The following is a 14,233-nucleotide window of genomic DNA, read 5'->3' on the forward strand; positions in this document are numbered from 1 at the left end:
ATGGTCACAGGGCAAGTGAGCCTCAGATGATTATTGATGACTAAAGGCCAGCGCACTCGGCAATCAGTTGCTCGAGCTGCGCTGGTTCGGTGCAATGGGCCGCATCCTTGTCGGCCGTGCGTTCAAAGCCAACCCTGAAACCATGCACCTTGAGGGAGAGTTGCTCGCTCTGCGCCCATTCTTGCGCATTTTGCGCGGTCTCGAGATCTGTTGCATGATCCCCGACATAGATGACGATGCCATCCTCCCCCATTCCGCTGCCAAGCAGTTCTTTTATGGCAAGAACCAGTCCGGTCGGATCCGGCTTCTGCGCGCTATAGGGCACATCCTGATAGCCAATGATCTTTGAGAAATAATGATCGCATTGCTCATCAATGAGGCAGTTCTGGATATTGTCTTTTGAATTCTGAGAGACGATGGCCTGCGGAACGGGATGTATTCTGTCAAAGACGGATCTCAGACCGGGAAAGACCGGCGTGCGCACCTGCATCTTCACCTGATAGTCGTGCCAGAGATCACCCGCCTCATCGATCCGCTCGCTGGCAATGCCAAAGCCTTCTGCATAGAGACTGCGCCAGTTACTATAGCGATTGAGAGCCGTCGTATAATCATCATAGCTACTCAGTGCAGCGATCAGACTGATATCCAGCCCCATGCCCTGACAGAACAGCTCCTTGGTGATCGCATAATTTTTCTGATTGCTGTCTGCAATCGTTCCATCGAAGTCCCAAATAACGGCTTTCAAACTCATCGAAACGCTCCATATCAGCCATGCCCATGCTGCCAAAAATGACGCTATCCAAGCAGCGAACCACTTTGACAAAGCTTAAACCCGGCAACATCCCATGCGCCAGCCATTGCTCAAGATCCTCACATCAAATGACCAGGCATTTCACAAAGAACTGCACCCTCTATCAATACTCATGATCTATGCCTTGGGATCAACAAACATCAGGTCCAGCGATGCATCGATCATCTGTCGGTGCTTCCTGGTTGAAATGGAAAACAGGCCCTTATGCAGGATCAGGCCATCCATCATTGCCACCAATGCACGCCCGGTGATCCCTGCATCCATATCTGATCGAAGCGCATCCGCCTTTTGCAGATGGGTAAGCTGCTCGGCATAATGCGCACCAAGCTGATCAAAGAAGCCAGCCACCTTTTTCACGAATGCATCCGAGGCAAAGCTTGGCCCCAGCACCTCGAAGAAGACCCGAATGAAAGCTGCATGCTCCTTGGAGATATCCAATGTCGCGCGCAATTGTTTTCGAAATTCCTCAAGGCTTGCGCAAGGCTTTTCACCAATGAAGTCCTCGGCCATTCTACCAAAAATCCGATCCACCAGCGCGATGGTCAAGGTTTCCTTGCTCTTGAAATAGAGATAGACCGTACCCTTCCCGAGACCGGATTGCCGGGCAATGGCATCCATGGTCGCGACATGAAACCCCACATCCGAATAGACAATCATGGCGGCATCCATAATCTTGTTTTTCATTTCTTCCTTATCGACAATCTTGGGCATGCGCACTTACCTTTTCGCCAAAACTCAGCTTGTCAGAACATTTAAACTGACTTGACAGTCATAATAAAATACCTATATGACCAACCAGTCAGTCATAATACAGCAATCACTCCTGACCACACAACCCTTCAGGCCTTAAATGGTTGATCGTGAAAGGATAGAAGATGAAATCAATATTGGTTGCAGGTGCCACCGGATATCTGGGGCGCCATATCGTCAAACATTATATGGATAAAGGCTTTCATGTGCGTGCTCTGGTCAGAGACGCAGCACGCGCAAAAGCATCAGGCCTCATGGCGTCGGATCTGTTCGAAGGCGAAGCCACACGCCCGCAAAGCTTGACCGGATTGATGAAGGATATCGACCTTGTCATCTCGGCCCTTGGCATCACCCGCCAACGGGACAATCTCAGCTATCGCGACGTTGATTTTCAGGCAAATGACAACCTGCTGACCCTGGCATTGGAGGCAAATGTCGAACATTTTGCCTATGTCCATGTGCTGCATGCCAAAGCCATGAAGGGCGTACCAATGGTCGACGCCAAGCAGGCCTTTGCCGAAAAACTTCAGGCAGCTCCTATTCGCTCAACCCTGATCTGCCCCAGCGGCTTCTTTTCCGATATGGCCGATTTCTACGCCATGTCCAAGTCTGGTCGCATTTGGTTGTTCGGCGATGGATCACACAAACTGAACCCAATCGACGGCAAAGACCTCGCAGTCGCACTCGCCGATGCCATCGCACAAAAGAAAGACATGAGCGAAATCGGTGGACCTGATATCTTCTCTCAACGCGACATCGCCGAGCTGGCATTCGCCATCCAATCCAAGCCCACCAAAATCACCTATTTGCCCGATAGTTTACGCAAACTGGCTCTATGGCTGCTGCCTTGGGTGACACCCAAACATATCCATGGCCCGGCGCTGATGTTCCTCACCGCATTCGGCATGGATATGGTCGGAAAACCCCATGGTTCCAAAACCCTGACCAGTCATTTCAAGGAACTGGCCGAGCAGGACAAGATTGCCTCTTCTAACGGGGTAGACTAATGACGCCATCCCTGTGCAAGACTGCGCGATAAAGATAGAGCGCACTGAGCACGGCATAGATGAGGATCGGCAACAGCAGCGCGGTTTGCGCAGCATTGACATAGGTGAGCTGAGATGTATCTACGCCAAGATGAGAGAAGAAAATCTGCCCGATCACTGCAATACTCAAAGCAATGCCGATCTGTTGAAACGTCTGCAAAATACCCGAACCTGCCCCTGCATCACTGTTGGCAACACGGGACAAGGTGACCTGAAAAAGAGCAACGATTGTGGTTCCCATCCCAGTCCCGATAAGAACAAATGGCCCTACCAACGCCGCGCTGTTCAAGGCACCCCCTACGCCGGATAAAACCGAATAGAGCCAAATCATTCCCAGCAACAAAGACAAGGCCCCCGTGCCGATACGTGCATCAAACCAGCGAGGCCCAAGCCTGCCGGTCAGCAAGGATGCCACCATCGCACTGGCTGGATGTGGCACCAAGGCAAGGCCTGTTTCAGCGGCTGAATAATCCAATCCCGACTGCAATAAAATAGCCATCATGACAAAGACACCCGCAATTCCGGCGGAAAAGGCCGTCACCGCCGCCAGTCCAGAGACAAAAAAACCATCTGCCATCAGATTGACTGGCAAGGTTTGCACCCTGCCCTGCCCCTCAAGCTGCTTTTGCCTCTGCACAAACCAGACCGCAAGCCCAGCAGAGCACAGCATCAAGCCAATCATCCAGACAGGCCATCCATAGCTACTTCCCTCGATAAGCGGAAAGATCAGGCCAATGATAATGAATGCGAAGAGAACAGTCCCAAACCAGTCGGGGGAGATACGGTTTGTTGCCCGAACTTTGGGAACCAGAAACAATGCTCCAATCATGGCCACAAAACCAAGAGGGATATTGATCAGAAAGATCAGTCGCCAGCCAAGATCAAGCAAATTGGCTGATATCAAAAACCCACCCACAAGTGGCCCAGCCACAGCACCAAGCGCACTGATCATGCCATAGAATCCGATTGCCTTGCCCTTGCTCTCTGCCGGGAAAGTCGCATGAATGATCGCCAGCACTTGCGGCACCATCATAGCCGAGGCAAAGCCTTGCAAGACACGATAGGCAATCAAAAGTTCTATGCTTGAGGCAAAGCCGCACGCAGCTGAGCTGATCAGAAAAACCACCAATCCCCAAAGGAACATGCGATCCCGCCCGAACAGATCACCAAAACGTCCAAAGGGGAGCAGCCCTGCCGCAAAGCTCACAATGTAAACGACCATGATCCACTGCAATTGGGCTGAGCTCGCATTCAGCGTATGTTGAATTTCCGGCAACGCCAAATTCACGATGGTTGCGTCGAGCAAATTCATGAAAGCCGCCAGAAACAAGACCGAAGCCATGAGCCAGGGAGCCTTCTGCGCACCAGATTTCGCCATGGATGAGATCATCATACACCTGCTGAATTTATAATGACATTTCACGTTACTTATAAAGTAACGTAATTTCTTGTGTCAATATCTCGTGCTTTCATTTGTTGCATATACGCTGCTGCGCTAGACTGCGTGGGAGAAAGGGCGCTCAATGAGAACCGACAACAGACTCCCCCGCGTACTCCATGTGTTGCTGCATCTTGAGGACAACAAAGACCCCATGACATCAGACCAGATCGGCCAGATGCTTGGCATGAATGCCTCCTTGGTGCGCAGAACAATGGCGGGCTTGCGAGATGCCGGATTTCTAAGCTCCACAAAGGGCCATGGCGGAGGCTGGTATCTGGTAAGACCGTTGAAAGAGATCACCCTGGCACAGGTTTATGACGCATTGGGGCAGCCAAGATTGTTTGCCATCGGACAGTCGGATGACACGCCGACCTGCTTACTGGAGCGCGCCGCCAACAAGGCCACGAAAAACGCGCTAACTGCTGCACAAGAAGTATTCACTACCACATTGGAGCAGACCAGCGTCGCAGATATCGTCGATGGTGTCCGTGATCAGATAGACCAGTTTCAGCCTCCCAATGCCAACGATAATGAGACATGCTGAGCACTTGCGCACTGTTTTAACGGGCATCAAGAATAGACCTTAATGCCCGCCATCCCGTTTTTTAGAGGCAGCGCTGACGAGTGCAACCTTATATTACTAATTCACTCCCCTATCGGCTTCTCATTCAGCGGCTGCAGATCGGGCATCAGGTTGAGACCCTCATCAATATTGGGAAGCGCTGGCTCAGTAGTGTCCGGAGCAGGCAAGGCATCCTGAAGGTCAGGCAATTGAGGTAAGCCCGGCAATCCTTTTGGCAGAGCATCTTGTCCAAGCACGTCCTTTAACTTTTCAGCGGAGCGACGGGCACGCTCTTGCAGTTCAAGAAATTTGCCCTGCAATTCATTATTGGCCGCATTCACTCGTTTATGTTCAGCTCGTATTATCTTTTCCGCTTCACTGCGAAGCATCAATTTGGGTTCGCTCGTGGCAACGTCATGCAGATAAACATATTTGCGCTGAATGCTTTCGGTATAGTCTGTTGCTGCTTTTTGCGTAGCAAAGACGGACCTCTTTCCCTGAAATTCGACAGCAATTCGAGCTGGCCCATTGGGATTGAATATGAATTCCTGATGCAGAACAACGTTCAGAAGCGAATATCGGGGAAATTGGGGTAGCCCGAGATCCTGAGGTAGTCCCAAATTTCCCGGTTTTTCATCATCCGGTCTGATACGCAAAATGTGATTGCTTGCTCCCGGTTCATAGCCAGTCCAGCCATTGCGCTCTATCCGAACCAATTGCGGTGGGGTTTTGGTGTTGCTGTCCAGCAATCCATAAGGCTCGCGCCGGTCCAGCTCGATGGACAATTTGACCTGTCTTGTATCCTCTGGCAATTGGGCATGATCAACATAAAAAATCCACTCCCGGTGGGGTAAATTCTCAGCCTTTCCAGCCGAGAAACCCATCCCATCAGCCTTGAGCACAGGGGGCCATAACAGGGGGCGGGAAAATCTCAGTTTGATCTGATAGCGGCCAAACTGATCGAACTCCTCCCGCGAGAAAGCATTGTCGGCCAGCACCTTATACTCGCGGGCTTGCGGGCCTTGCGCCAGCAATGTCTCGACGCTTTTCTTGAAAGTCTTCTTGGCGGCCAGCTCATCCTGCATGGCATTGCGCACATTCAGGATCTTGAAATATTCAGCCTTGAAGACCCCGGCCTTTGCCCCGGCAACAATGGCATCCTTCTGCCAGTCCTCGACCAAAAGATCGGTGATCATTTGATTGGCCACCTTCACCGTCGTACTGGCAATGGCAAGACCTGCTGCATTCATGCCCTTGACCTGTTCGGCGCTGAGCGCACTCAATTGGTTTGTGGCCACAGCTCGACCCAATTGGGCAGCATAGCGGGCATCATCAAACCCGCCATTGGTGATGACACTTTCCAGCACATCCGCAACCACAATGCCTTGAGCACCTGACAATTCGATATAATCCCCCAGAAAATATTCATTATCTCCCAGTCCGGACGCAATATTCTTGGCCGGAAGAGAGACAAAATAGACTTCCTTCGCGGTTCTCCTGACTGCCGCTTGGAACTGCTCTTGCTTGAAGCGATAAAATCGCTTGATCGCGTCAGAAGACAGCTTCACATAAGGATCATTCATGGCCTTGGCCGAAGCCTCCAGCACACGCGAAGAGAGCTCACGCACAGCCTTTGGCGCTTGACTGACGGCACCACCAATGGCCGCCCGGGCCGCCTTGGTCAGCGGATCCACATAATTGGGTGTTGTGACCACTTTCTTGGAAAGCGACGTCGCAACCGACTCCACTACATTGGGAGCATATTGCACGGCGGACAGACCGCCAGAGGCCAGAATGCCAATGGCCATGAAGCTCATTTCTACGCCAAGATTGACCCATTGCGCATTGACCTTGAGCTGCGCGATCGAATTGTCCAGATCAAAAGAGATATTGGCCTCTTTCCGCCATTTGGTCCCCAGCTCATTGACCAGCTTGGTGGCATCATCGATCTGGAATTCCAGCGACAGCATATCCTCATCCAGCCGCTTCAAGACATCTTTATAGGCTTTCATGCGGATGTCGGGCGGGATCTCTCCCTTGGCCACTTCAACGGCCTTGCTGTCCTTCAGTTCAACCACATACCAGGGCTTGTCATCAAAATGGACATCAATCTTGTCCAATTGCACGGGCCCGCTATTCAGAAGCTCTACCAGATAATCATAATTGGCGTCATTCACCCGCTCTGCGGCGATGGCCTTTTCACCGGCAAAGGTCATATCCGTCTTGGCAATGGCGCTGGCGGCAATGGCGTTCTTCAGCTTGCCCTGAGCTTTGACCATCTCATCCCATTTGGGATGAAAGACAGAAATGGGCCGAACCTTTGTCCTCAGCTTGGCAAGAGCACTCTGATAATTTTGCGTCAGTTGATCGAGCTGCGCCTTGGCATTGCGTTTCTGCTCACCCGCCAGAGACAGGCGATATTTGATGGCATTTTTCTTGGCCTTCCGCACCTCGCGGCCGGTATCTTGCTTATCATTCGGAGCCCAGCTGTCCTCACGCTTCAGGATCTCCAGCGCCAGTTTGGCGGACTTGATCTGCTGATCGGCAAAGGCGGCAACGATCATGGTCAGGCCGATATGCCGTCGCAGATCACGCAAACGCTCATTGAGCAGATCTGCTTCCACCCCTTGCGAGGCACGCTTCTTGTCATAGAGCCGCCAATTATTCGTCCATTGCTTCATCAGCGATGCTGCAACACCCGGCGTCATGGCATCATAGTCTTTGATCTTCTGATCGGTTTCCTTCAGATAGGTCTTGGCCTTCAGCCATCGGTCCTCGGCCAGCTCGAAAGAACTTTTCTCAACAGGAGCCGCAGACAGACCGTTAACCAGATGAACGGCCACCAGGCTCGAGGCCATCAATAACTTCAAAGTTCGGCAAGACATGTGTCACCTACCCTCTAAATTTTATTGTTTGATCAAACGACCATCAAAATAATCAAGACGCGCCAAAGGCTTGCTCGCGTCTGCCCCGATCAGATCAAAACTGGGAGCACTGTCAGAATTGATCTGATTGACGCGCACATTTTCAAAATCCTGATCATGCGGTCCAACCACAAGAATGCCGTTTGATGTGACACTCAAAAGCATCAATTGCTCGCCCTGACTGGCCCCGCCCTGCCAGACGGTAAAGACATGCAATGTCTCCAGCCCATAATCTCCGTGGTCAATGGTGAGCGTATGTTGCAGATTGATGGATTGCATATCCGAGAAAGCTCGCAACCTGATGTCATTGACGCTCACATAAGGTGGCTGATCAAGGATATCGCCATTGGCAGTTTCCGTGGAGACACGGTTCTCCCAACTCACTTTGGGCAGGGTCTCGGCCATTGCATCAGAGAATGGCATCACCATTCCCAGCAGCAAGGCCGCCACAACAAAGAGGCCTTTACCCGGCAATGATTTCAATCCAATTCTCATGAACCCATCCCTTTTTGCCATCATGTGGAACCACGCGATCTTCGCTGATCGGGCTGCAGGAAAGCTCCCCCACCCCATAGACGATACCGATCCATTTGCCTTCTCGCCCGAACAGCCAGACCTTGTCGCCATTCTGCAATTCATCGAGCTTGGTATAATTGCTGCCCGGACCCGAGCGCACTGAGAGGAAACCATCACCATCAGCTTTCAGGCCCATGACCTGCCCCAATGCGCAAGTGTCCAGATCATCGCTGGCATATTCCATCACCGGCTTGTCCAGCTCATTGGCCCCTGCCGCCTGAAGAGCAGTAACAAAACCAAACATGGCCACGACCAGTCCAGCCAACAGGGCCAATCTTGAAAGATTGAATGTCATCATGGGACTGCCACCTCCAAAGTGGTTTTCTTGTTCGCTTGGATCTCGAAAGGCTTGGTATTGTATTTCTCGCCACTGGAGGTCAGAACACGCAGGAAATAGCGCCCCTTTGGCAAAGCGGTCGCAAAGGAGCTGCCCAGATTATAAAATGCCTGGCGTTTGCCATCACTTTCGCGAACATAGTCGATATTGCTGATCCGCTTGCCGCTTTTGCTTTTCACCTTGTGGTCAAGCACCCCGGCCTGCATATCAAAGACCGGTTTTGTCACCTCATTGGTCTTGATATCGAACGGGAAAATCTTGGTAGTCACCACCGTGCCACGGTTATAGCTCAGCATGGCTTTCACATAATAGCGACCCGGTTTGAGCGGCTTCTTCTTTTTGAATGTACCAAGCATGAAGCCGATATTATCGATGGTCCGTTTGGTTTTGGCGTCAGCTTCGGTTTTGAAGATCGCATAATCCATGAAGCGCCCCAGCGGCTTGCCACCCTCAGCCAGCACCGCTGACGGCTGAAAATACCCGACGCGCATATCGAAGTCATAGGTTGTTGTCTCACCCGGAAAAATCTCGATCTCGGTGCTTTCCTTGATCTGGTCATGGCTTGCCACGACCTTATATCGGCCAGCCGGAAGCCAGACCGGCTCCTTGGAAACAACGGCTTCATCAAGAGCTTTACCGGAAGCCTTGCCATTCTTCATCGGATGGAATTGATAGAAGATCGGATTGGCAGCAATCGTCTTTTCATCGGTCGCATAGGCAAACATGCTGGCGGCACCGCCTTTCAAATTGACCGCGCCGACCTGTTTGCCATCCTTGCCAATCACCAGCTCCGCATCGCGGACCAAAACGCTGCTTTTGTAGCGTGCTTTCACCTTGTAGGTGCCCGGTGCCAATTTCGGATGGCGCGGATATAACACACCAAGACCGTAATAAATCTGCTTACCCGTCTCTCCCTGAATGGTCCAGTTCACATCCAAAGGTTCGAGGCGCTTGCAGCTTTCACAAAGCTTGCCATACAACAGCAGCGCTGGCTTTGGCTTGGCAGGTGTGGCTGCAGGCACTGGCGGGGCCGGTTGCAGCGGAGCAGAGGGCTGACCACCACTAGCAATCTTCACACTCTCGTGCAGGGCTTTTTGCAGCTCGTTGGCGTTGTTTGCCCGAAAGAACTTACCACCGGATTTATCGGCAATACAGCGCAAGGCTTTGGATTCCGCATCCGTCAGATCAAAGCCGATAACATGCACTTCGGTGCCCGGATCATTTACCTCCCGCTTGTCGATATTGGCGCATGGATCACTGCCGCAGGTCTCCAGACCGTCGCTGACAAGAACCAGCGATGATTTCGGCTTTGGAAATTTGCCAAGATTTTTCAAAAGCAATTGCGCATGAGCCATGGTCAGAGACAGGCTGATCGGCGTCTTGCCCTGGGGCTTGATCGACTGCACCTTGCTGATCAGGCGTTTTCTGTCCACCTTGCCAGGCATCGACACCAGCTCGATATCCTGACAATCCTTTTTGCGCCGATGGCCATAAATCATCAGACCAACCGGCACTTTCGCATCCCAGTCAGAAATCAGATCCGTCATCACATCCTTGGCGATGGAAATTTTGGACTGGCCATTGATCTGACCCCACATGGAATTGGAGCCATCCAGCACAAACAAGACTTCATTGTTCGGCTGAACTTGTGCCCTGGCGCTGGACACATGACCAGCACCCAATGTCAAACAGATGGTCGCGATGGATGCTGCCACGGTGCGGACCGGCACCATGAAAGAATGGGCTTTGATAAACATTATCCCCCGGCGAGATCTTGAAGGTTTGAATTAAACGTCCTGAGCCAAGCCCACTCCCCCTGCATCCCACTCGTCATGATACCTCACAGGCAGGGCACAGATGGGAGAGGCAGGTGATGCGGGCCTAAAGCGTGTTCCCGAAAAGTTGCAGACTTTTAAATCGGGCGTCCAGACAAACCTCAAACAAAAAAACAGACATATTCATAATTACCCAAGTCTAAGCATAATCAGACCGGATAGTCGAAATCACATTCTCGTAAAAATACGCATATTAACAGACCTGCGCTTGTAAATGACCGGAAAAGACGCATAATTTCCGGAAATTTCCATTCTTTCCAATTGTAGACTTGACCCTTTTCCAGCATGGCCAATCCCTCAAACTCCAAGCAATCCACCAGCTATGAAGCTTTTGGTGCCTGCCTGACCAAACTGATACGCCAGCGTGGCTTTTCCTCAGATGAACAGCTGGTTCGAAAGGCCATGCAAGGCCAAAAGGAAGATGGTCCGAAGCTGACCATCCAGCGCCGCACCATCAGCAATTGGCGCAATGGCAAAAGCGCCCCTCGATCCAAGGATGATCCACGCTTTCAATTGGTGCTGGATGCGTTGAACTTATCCGAAGATCAGCAAGCGGAGCTGCTGAGCCTGCTGGAAAAGCCCTCAGTCACCACCTCACAAGAAGCCCAGCCACAGCCGCAAAAACCAAAGCTGTCTGGCCGTCAAAAAAGCATGATGATCGGTGCCGCCATTCTTGGCCTTGGCTTGGTACTGGGCATACCTTTTCTCTATTCCGACGATGTGCCCACCTATTTGTCCGAAATCCCAGAAGACGAGCTGCGCCTGTCTGAAAGCGGTTTCGTGCTACCTGCATCAGACAAACGGGCAATCGAAGAAAAGGATCTGATTTCACTCACCGGCTGGGAGCTCTATATCGCCCGCAACGAGATCTTCGCTCGCAAGGGTCGTCCCTTCGTCAAGGACACTTCCATGTGCCTGCAGCGGCATTTTGACAGCTGGGCCAAAAGCGCTGACAAGGCAAATGGCTGGTATAAGAAACAAGCTGGCGGCCTTTCCTTGAGCGATCTGGAGCATCGCAACACCGAAACCATCCGCACCTATGAATGCACCCAGCGTGGCGGCCAAATGACCTGCACCGGCAAATTGACTCCATGCCGTTAGGCTCAGGATGGGCAACGCCTCACCCATCCATCACCAGATTAAGGGTCTGATCGGACAGGCCTATACGGGCCTGAACACCCCAGTCAAAATGCAGAAAGTCCTGTTCGATACCATCGGCAAAGATGGTGCCGCCATCATTCATGCGCGAGACCAGAGCGACACCCCCCTGTCCATCCACTTCCCCAAAGGCCAGATCATTACCTGTTGTGCTACTTGGCCAGGGTTCACGGGTAAAATAGACCGCCCGCTGGTCTTCTGGCGCTATGCTGATGGTTCGATGGGTCGCAGTCAGGATCGATTTCGCCCACCCCGTCAGACCGGTGCCAGTAGAGACAATCACACCTGAGGAAGATTGATATTCTTCCCTGCCATCAAACTGCATGAGATAGCGCGCAGACTGATGCGATTGATGCCCGATAAACAATTCATTCAGCGCAACAAGCGACTGCCCATTATCAAGCTTTGCTTCCACCATGGCCCGATGCTGCAGACCAATGTCCTGATGGGCCACTTTGGGCAACAGGCTCTTTAATCGTTCCACACCAAGCGAAGTCAAGATGCCCTCACTCTCACCGGGGGCTGGTGTAACTCCTATCACCGGTTGACCAGACAGATATTTGGCAAGATTGGCGACCAGTCCATCCTGTCCGATTGCAATCACAATATCACGCTGCGAAAACAGAAATCGGTCCAGGTCATCTCGCATGATATGAGTGATCGTCCATTCCTCCGGTACCGCTTGTTTGGCAGCGGTCAATGCCGCTACCAATTGCTCGCTTTGCTGTTCCAATCTGGCAAGGTTCTGTCCTCTCTGTTTGAGAAAGAACTCCGCCTGCCCTCGTGTGCCATGCAACGCCAAAAAGCGTTCGAACTCGGAAGGCCGCGTGACCAGAACAACACGGGGGGCCAGACTGGTCATGACTTTGCTCGCATGTCTTTAGGAACGGCATCCTTGCTCAGCAAGCCACCAAACTGGCCAATCAGTCCGGCCAGCATATCGGGTGTCACCGTCAGATTGTCGATGGTCTTCACGCTGCCTGCAAATTCCTGAGCAGCCATGGCCATAAGCACATCAGAGGGGACATCACCAAAGATCTGCATGCGCGCGCCTTCCGCCTCCACCTTGGCCATTTCCACCGCCCGAATGCTCTGAGCTTCAGCCTCGGCCAAAACGGTCTTCATCTCTGCATCAGCCAGAGCACTGACCTTTCGAGTAGCAGTGCTAGCCTCCACCCGGAAACGCTCATTGGCACTTTCCCTGTCAATCAGATCCTTTTGCTGGGCAGCCAATTCAATCTGGTTGGTCAGTTCGTTCTCGGCGATGGCTCTTTCCTTCTCCACTGCTAGCGCTCGCCGGGCAAAAGAGGCCTCATCAGCTTGTTGCTGAAGGCTTTCATAGGTGGGCGCTTGCAGTGCACGGGCCAGTTCACTGCTTGGGGCAAGGCTGGATATGGTCACGCTTACCGCTTCGAGACCGATCTTGAGCAGACTTTGTTCATTGACCAGACTATTTGCCACCATCTCTTGTAAAGGCGCAATACCGGCACTTAGCAGCGCCCGCACGCCCTGCTCTTGCAAGTAGGCAAAGATCGCTTGCCGCGCCAAGCCCATCAGCACGGCCTCGATCTGATCAAGAGGCCTGCGCGTGGGTAAGCCCTTTTTCAAATCAATGGTGAAGTCGACCCGGTCACCCAATATTTGCGGGTCCAGAACCCGCCAAACAACAGTACCCTGCACAGTCAATTCCTGAAAGTCCTCAGACTGCCCCCTGAGTATGAACGGCATGTGCCGGTCATCAAGCGGCACCTCGGTGATGGATGCACCATCGGGAGCAAACCAGAAAGCCAGACCCCGACCATCCTGAACCCGCTGTCCATTGCGGAAATACTGGATGTAGGAAGATGCATCTGCGCGCAATTGTCTTACAAACGGATAGGTCTTGATCTGTGCCATTGTCTTACTCCTTGGCAAATTGTCACCCACATCAGGACTTTGCTCTTGTCGATGCATTATCCCAATGTTAGTGTCACAGCAACACTAACTTAATTGGTGTTGAAATAACACTATCTAGTTTGCGTTGTCAATACACTTACTCGAAAAGCAGCTATCATGAGCTATACCTACGCCTATCCTCACCCTGCGGTAACGACAGACATCGTTGTTTTTACAGTAGAAAATAACAAATTGAGGGTTCTCCTCATCCAACGAAAACTCGATCCTCATCAGGGGAATTGGGCCTTGCCGGGAGGATTTCTGGATATTGATGAGAGCATCGACACCTGCGCCGCAAGAGAGTTGAAAGAGGAAACAGGGCTTGAAGATATCTTCCTCGAACAGCTCTACACCTTTGGCGCACCTGATCGCGACCCTCGCGAACGCGTTATAAGCATCGCCTATTATGCCCTGATGCCACTGCAAGGCGTGGAGCTGAAATCGGGATCGGATGCTGCAGATGCCAGATGGTTTGATATTGATGCCTTGCCCAAATTGGCCTTCGACCACGACGAGATCATAAAGCTTGCCCGCGAACGGCTTACCGCCAAAATGGACTATTCCACGCTCGGCCTCATGTTCATGCCGCAAAGCTTTACCTTGTCCGAAGTGCAATCTCTTTATGAAATTGTCTCGGGACAGGAGCGAGACAAGCGCAATTTTCGCAAATGGCTGCTCGGGCTTGAATGCCTGATCGAGACAGGCGAAAAGAAGTCTGTCGGAGCCCACCGCCCGGCCATGCTCTATCGCCTCAAAGATCCTGACAATCTAATCATCACCAAATGATGTAACTACGGCTCCAAGACCCCAAAGTTGCCGCAAAGATCGGACAGACTGCCTTCTTAATTCTTCCCCTCG

Annotated in this window: 13 protein-coding genes; 4 read left to right on the forward strand and 9 right to left on the reverse strand. The window is 52.0% G+C overall.

Going from position 1 to position 14,233, the window contains the following annotated elements:
* Positions 1-40: 40 nt before the first annotated feature.
* Both CRO57_RS13290 and CRO57_RS13295 read right to left on the reverse strand, forming a co-directional pair.
* Complete coding sequence (locus CRO57_RS13290; protein WP_097153917.1) at positions 41-751, reverse strand: HAD family hydrolase; 711 nt, start codon at positions 749-751, stop codon at positions 41-43.
* 177 nt (positions 752-928) lie between these two features.
* Complete coding sequence (locus tag CRO57_RS13295; protein ID WP_097153918.1) at positions 929-1,522, reverse strand: TetR/AcrR family transcriptional regulator; 594 nt, start codon at positions 1,520-1,522, stop codon at positions 929-931.
* 164 nt (positions 1,523-1,686) lie between these two features.
* Here CRO57_RS13295 and CRO57_RS13300 point away from each other — a divergent pair, with 164 nt between their 5' ends.
* The gene (locus CRO57_RS13300) at positions 1,687-2,568 is read left to right on the forward strand and encodes an SDR family oxidoreductase (RefSeq protein ID WP_097153919.1); all 882 of its coding nucleotides are present in this window, start codon (positions 1,687-1,689) and stop codon (positions 2,566-2,568) included.
* On the opposite strand, the gene CRO57_RS13305 is transcribed toward CRO57_RS13300, so the two are convergent.
* Positions 2,552-3,985: an MFS transporter gene (locus CRO57_RS13305; RefSeq protein ID WP_170956093.1), complete on the reverse strand. Its 1,434-nt coding sequence runs from the start codon at positions 3,983-3,985 to the stop codon at positions 2,552-2,554. The genes CRO57_RS13300 and CRO57_RS13305 overlap by 17 nt on opposite strands.
* A 145-nt stretch (positions 3,986-4,130) precedes the next feature.
* Here CRO57_RS13305 and CRO57_RS13310 point away from each other — a divergent pair, with 145 nt between their 5' ends.
* A complete protein-coding gene (locus CRO57_RS13310) occupies positions 4,131-4,592 on the forward strand; it encodes an RrF2 family transcriptional regulator (protein ID WP_097153921.1) in 462 nt (153 codons plus the stop codon).
* Between the two features lie 101 nt (positions 4,593-4,693).
* On the opposite strand, the gene CRO57_RS13315 is transcribed toward CRO57_RS13310, so the two are convergent.
* From CRO57_RS13315 to CRO57_RS13330, 4 genes are read right to left on the reverse strand one after another with little or no spacing between them, the layout of a single operon-like run.
* Positions 4,694-7,468 carry a hypothetical protein gene (locus tag CRO57_RS13315; protein ID WP_097153922.1) on the reverse strand — a complete coding sequence of 925 codons (2,775 nt, stop codon included), beginning with the start codon at positions 7,466-7,468 and terminating at the stop codon, positions 4,694-4,696.
* Positions 7,469-7,516: 48 nt separating this feature from the next.
* The gene (locus CRO57_RS13320; protein WP_097153923.1) at positions 7,517-8,029 is read right to left on the reverse strand and encodes a hypothetical protein; all 513 of its coding nucleotides are present in this window, start codon (positions 8,027-8,029) and stop codon (positions 7,517-7,519) included.
* Positions 7,998-8,408, reverse strand: coding sequence for an SH3 domain-containing protein (locus tag CRO57_RS13325; RefSeq protein WP_244580095.1), 411 nt, complete (start codon positions 8,406-8,408; stop codon positions 7,998-8,000). The genes CRO57_RS13320 and CRO57_RS13325 overlap by 32 nt, the downstream gene beginning before the upstream one ends.
* Positions 8,405-10,204, reverse strand: coding sequence for a vWA domain-containing protein (locus CRO57_RS13330; RefSeq protein WP_097153924.1), 1,800 nt, complete (start codon positions 10,202-10,204; stop codon positions 8,405-8,407). Before CRO57_RS13330 ends, CRO57_RS13325 begins: the two co-directional genes overlap by 4 nt.
* 363 nt (positions 10,205-10,567) lie before the next feature.
* On the opposite strand from CRO57_RS13330, the gene CRO57_RS13340 reads away from it, so the two are divergent.
* Entirely contained in the window at positions 10,568-11,383 is an 816-nt protein-coding gene (locus tag CRO57_RS13340; RefSeq protein WP_097153926.1) for a YARHG domain-containing protein, read from the forward strand.
* 19 nt (positions 11,384-11,402) lie between these two features.
* Here CRO57_RS13340 and CRO57_RS13345 read toward each other — a convergent pair whose 3' ends face one another.
* Both CRO57_RS13345 and CRO57_RS13350 read right to left on the reverse strand, forming a co-directional pair.
* Positions 11,403-12,302 (reverse strand): NAD(+)/NADH kinase, encoded by a 900-nt coding sequence (locus tag CRO57_RS13345; protein WP_097153927.1) that lies wholly within the window; start codon positions 12,300-12,302, stop codon positions 11,403-11,405.
* Positions 12,299-13,336 (reverse strand): SPFH domain-containing protein, encoded by a 1,038-nt coding sequence (locus tag CRO57_RS13350; protein WP_097153928.1) that lies wholly within the window; start codon positions 13,334-13,336, stop codon positions 12,299-12,301. The genes CRO57_RS13345 and CRO57_RS13350 overlap by 4 nt, the downstream gene beginning before the upstream one ends.
* Positions 13,337-13,492: 156 nt before the next feature.
* Between CRO57_RS13350 and CRO57_RS13355 the strand changes: the two genes are divergently transcribed.
* A complete protein-coding gene (locus CRO57_RS13355; RefSeq protein ID WP_097153929.1) occupies positions 13,493-14,161 on the forward strand; it encodes an NUDIX hydrolase in 669 nt (222 codons plus the stop codon).
* Positions 14,162-14,233 lie beyond the last annotated feature (72 nt).

This window comes from Cohaesibacter gelatinilyticus, from assembly GCF_900215605.1.
GTDB lineage: Bacteria > Pseudomonadota > Alphaproteobacteria > Rhizobiales > Cohaesibacteraceae > Cohaesibacter > Cohaesibacter gelatinilyticus.

What these genes read in the sequence shown, in the direction of transcription:
- CRO57_RS13290 (WP_097153917.1), bottom strand. Translation starts at nt 751, where the DNA reads ATGAGTTTGAAAGCCGTTATTTGGGACTTCGATGGAACGATTGCAGAC.
- CRO57_RS13295 (WP_097153918.1), bottom strand. Translation starts at nt 1,522, where the DNA reads ATGCCCAAGATTGTCGATAAGGAAGAAATGAAAAACAAGATTATGGAT.
- CRO57_RS13300 (WP_097153919.1), top strand. Translation starts at nt 1,687, where the DNA reads ATGAAATCAATATTGGTTGCAGGTGCCACCGGATATCTGGGGCGCCAT.
- CRO57_RS13305 (WP_170956093.1), bottom strand. Translation starts at nt 3,985, where the DNA reads ATGGCGAAATCTGGTGCGCAGAAGGCTCCCTGGCTCATGGCTTCGGTC.
- CRO57_RS13310 (WP_097153921.1), top strand. Translation starts at nt 4,131, where the DNA reads ATGAGAACCGACAACAGACTCCCCCGCGTACTCCATGTGTTGCTGCAT.
- CRO57_RS13315 (WP_097153922.1), bottom strand. Translation starts at nt 7,468, where the DNA reads ATGGCCTCGAGCCTGGTGGCCGTTCATCTGGTTAACGGTCTGTCTGCG.
- CRO57_RS13320 (WP_097153923.1), bottom strand. Translation starts at nt 8,029, where the DNA reads ATGAGAATTGGATTGAAATCATTGCCGGGTAAAGGCCTCTTTGTTGTG.
- CRO57_RS13325 (WP_244580095.1), bottom strand. Translation starts at nt 8,408, where the DNA reads ATGATGACATTCAATCTTTCAAGATTGGCCCTGTTGGCTGGACTGGTC.
- CRO57_RS13330 (WP_097153924.1), bottom strand. Translation starts at nt 10,204, where the DNA reads ATGTTTATCAAAGCCCATTCTTTCATGGTGCCGGTCCGCACCGTGGCA.
- CRO57_RS13340 (WP_097153926.1), top strand. Translation starts at nt 10,568, where the DNA reads ATGGCCAATCCCTCAAACTCCAAGCAATCCACCAGCTATGAAGCTTTT.
- CRO57_RS13345 (WP_097153927.1), bottom strand. Translation starts at nt 12,302, where the DNA reads ATGACCAGTCTGGCCCCCCGTGTTGTTCTGGTCACGCGGCCTTCCGAG.
- CRO57_RS13350 (WP_097153928.1), bottom strand. Translation starts at nt 13,336, where the DNA reads ATGGCACAGATCAAGACCTATCCGTTTGTAAGACAATTGCGCGCAGAT.
- CRO57_RS13355 (WP_097153929.1), top strand. Translation starts at nt 13,493, where the DNA reads ATGAGCTATACCTACGCCTATCCTCACCCTGCGGTAACGACAGACATC.